Genomic DNA, 2,500 nt, shown 5'->3' with positions numbered 1-2,500 from the left:
CGGAAAGACCCCGTGCACCTTTACTATAGCTTTACACTGGCATTCGTGTCGGCATGTGTAGGATAGGTGGTAGGCTTTGAAGCGTGGGCGCCAGCTCGCGTGGAGCCATCCTTGAAATACCACCCTTATCGTCATGGATGTCTAACCGCGGTCCGTTATCCGGATCCGGGACAGTGTATGGTGGGTAGTTTGACTGGGGCGGTCGCCTCCCAAAGAGTAACGGAGGCGCGCGATGGTGGGCTCAGACCGGTCGGAAATCGGTCGTCGAGTGCAATGGCATAAGCCCGCCTGACTGCGAGACAGACAAGTCGAGCAGAGACGAAAGTCGGTCATAGTGATCCGGTGGTCCCGCGTGGAAGGGCCATCGCTCAACGGATAAAAGGTACGCCGGGGATAACAGGCTGATGACCCCCAAGAGTCCATATCGACGGGGTTGTTTGGCACCTCGATGTCGGCTCATCGCATCCTGGGGCTGGAGCAGGTCCCAAGGGTTTGGCTGTTCGCCAATTAAAGCGGTACGTGAGCTGGGTTCAGAACGTCGTGAGACAGTTCGGTCCCTATCTGCCGTGGGTGCAGGAATATTGACAGGATCTGTCCCTAGTACGAGAGGACCGGGATGGACATACCTCTGGTGGACCTGTTGTGGCGCCAGCCGCAGTGCAGGGTAGCTATGTATGGACGGGATAACCGCTGAAGGCATCTAAGCGGGAAACCCACCTGGAAACGAGTATTCCCTATCAGAGCCGTGGAAGACGACCACGTTGATAGGCCGGATGTGGAAGCGCGGTAACGCGTGAAGCTGACCGGTACTAATAGCTCGATCGGCTTGATCGTTCTCATTCGCCCATGTTCATCCCAGGCCTTGCCGGGATGTGCGGGCTTCTTCTTCAAGATACAGCTTCCAGACTGATGTGATTGGCCGACCTGGTGGTTATAGCGAGGTGGCTGCACCCGATCCCATTCCGAACTCGGCCGTGAAACGCCTCAGCGCCCATGATACTTCGTCTTAAGACGCGGGAAAGTCGGTCGCTGCCAGGTCTGCCAATCACATCCTTCTTCTCTTCTCGCATTTCAAAAACCCCGTCCTCTTCCGAGGCGGGGTTTTTTGCGTTCGGGCCTTTCGATCCCGAAGGCCGACAAAGCCAGGCGAGACAGCTCTATTGGGGCTTTCGAAAGCCAACAGGCTTTCGGTGGCAGTCATCCATCTCCTTAATCGCCTCTCATTCGACCATAGAAGGTCGCAGGAAGAGATCTGAGCATTTTTCCTAGATGGGTAGCGTTTGGATTGAGATGAGCGTCAGTGGCGATTTATAAGGATTTTGGAATTCAGCGCCCATACCCGTCCCAATTGGATGGTGGCGCTGCGCTGGCGTCACAAAACCTCAAGGCCGCATCGGAGGTGACGATCGCCGCGTACCAGGCGCGCGGCGCGTCGAGGTAGGCCCGATCGAGCCATCGCCGTCAGAAAAGCTGACCCTGCGGATCGCGCATGAAGTCGAAGCGCACCGCCTTCACCTTGCGTCCCGCCTTGATCGGCTTCCACTCGATCTGCCAGCCGTCCTTTTCCACGAGCTCGCGCACCGCGGGCTCGATGATCTTGCGCCGGATGGCGGCAAAGTCCGCCTGCTGCTTCTCGGTCGCGTCCATGGAAGCCGCGAAGTCCTCCACCGTGTATTCGGCCCGGCCCGTCGAGCCGAACCGCGTCAGAAGCTCCAGGAGCCGCCAGGAATAGACCGAGCGCAGCGCCGAAGCCTGTTTGAGCTGGTGGCTCGTGAACTGCTTCTTGAGCCCCGTCAGGTGCGGCAGCAGCGCCGGCCACCAGTGCAGCTCCACCCAGCCTTCCTTCTCGTGGTACTTCACCGAGCCGACCCAGCGCATCTGCACCTTGGCCAGAGACAGCGACTTGCCGCGCCGGCGGTGCGCCGCCTCGTAGAAGGTGATGGATCGCTCGTAGAGGGTCTTGGCCGCGCTCTGCAGAGCCTCGTAGGCGGTGGTGAGATCCACGTCGAAGGTCTCGGCATACTCGGCCGCCGTCAGATGGGTCTGAGGGACCTCGCCCGGCGCCAAGGGCCGCCGGCTGTCCAGCTTCGAGGCGGCATGCGCGATGATGCGCTTCTCGGCCAGGGTCAGCCCATGCCCTGCCCGCGTCAGGGCATTGCTCATGGACACCCATCGCTCCTCCGCAGGGCGCTCCGGGGCGGCTGGATCATAGCGCTCGACCCGGAATTTCGCCGCCGGTTTTCTCGTCAACTCTGCCATGTTCCGGGTACTTCTGCCGCAAGTCTTGAAGGGCAGAATAGGTGAATTCTGCCGTCTTGGAACGCAACGGCAGACTGTGGAAAACACCCGGAAAAAGGCAGAAATAACCCGGAAAAAGGCAGAGATAACCCGGAAAAAGGCAGAATAGGGGGGTATAACCCCATGATTCCAAAGGCGTTTTCGCCCTTAAAAACAAGAAAAAACAGGAAAAAACGCATTTTGCCGCTGGAAAGACGGCATT

The 2,500-nt window shown here is 58.9% G+C and carries 2 protein-coding genes and 2 rRNA genes (1 of these 4 cut by a window edge); 2 read left to right on the top strand and 2 right to left on the bottom strand.

Annotated elements, in window-relative coordinates:
* A 23S ribosomal RNA gene (locus AUL36_RS22555) occupies positions 1-834 on the top strand (it extends 1,983 nt beyond the left edge of the window).
* Positions 835-923: 89 nt separating this feature from the next.
* A 5S ribosomal RNA gene (gene rrf / locus AUL36_RS22550) occupies positions 924-1,038 on the top strand.
* Positions 1,039-1,461: 423 nt separating this feature from the next.
* Here the strand turns inward: rrf and AUL36_RS22545 are convergent.
* Positions 1,462-2,163, bottom strand: coding sequence for a replication initiation protein (locus tag AUL36_RS22545; RefSeq protein ID WP_082640642.1), 702 nt, complete (start codon positions 2,161-2,163; stop codon positions 1,462-1,464).
* A gap of 43 nt (positions 2,164-2,206) precedes the next feature.
* Positions 2,207-2,500: hypothetical protein (locus AUL36_RS24490; protein ID WP_210168885.1), on the bottom strand; the 294-nt coding region annotated here is incomplete at its 5' end.

Source organism: Aureimonas sp. D3 (assembly GCF_001463805.1).
Taxonomy (GTDB): Bacteria; Pseudomonadota; Alphaproteobacteria; order Rhizobiales; family Rhizobiaceae; genus Aureimonas; species Aureimonas ureilytica_A.
Note: the sequence above shows the minus strand (reverse complement) of the source record. Positions and strands in the feature narration are given on the sequence as shown.

What these genes read in the sequence shown, in the direction of transcription:
- AUL36_RS22545 (WP_082640642.1), bottom strand. Translation starts at nt 2,163, where the DNA reads ATGAGCAATGCCCTGACGCGGGCAGGGCATGGGCTGACCCTGGCCGAG.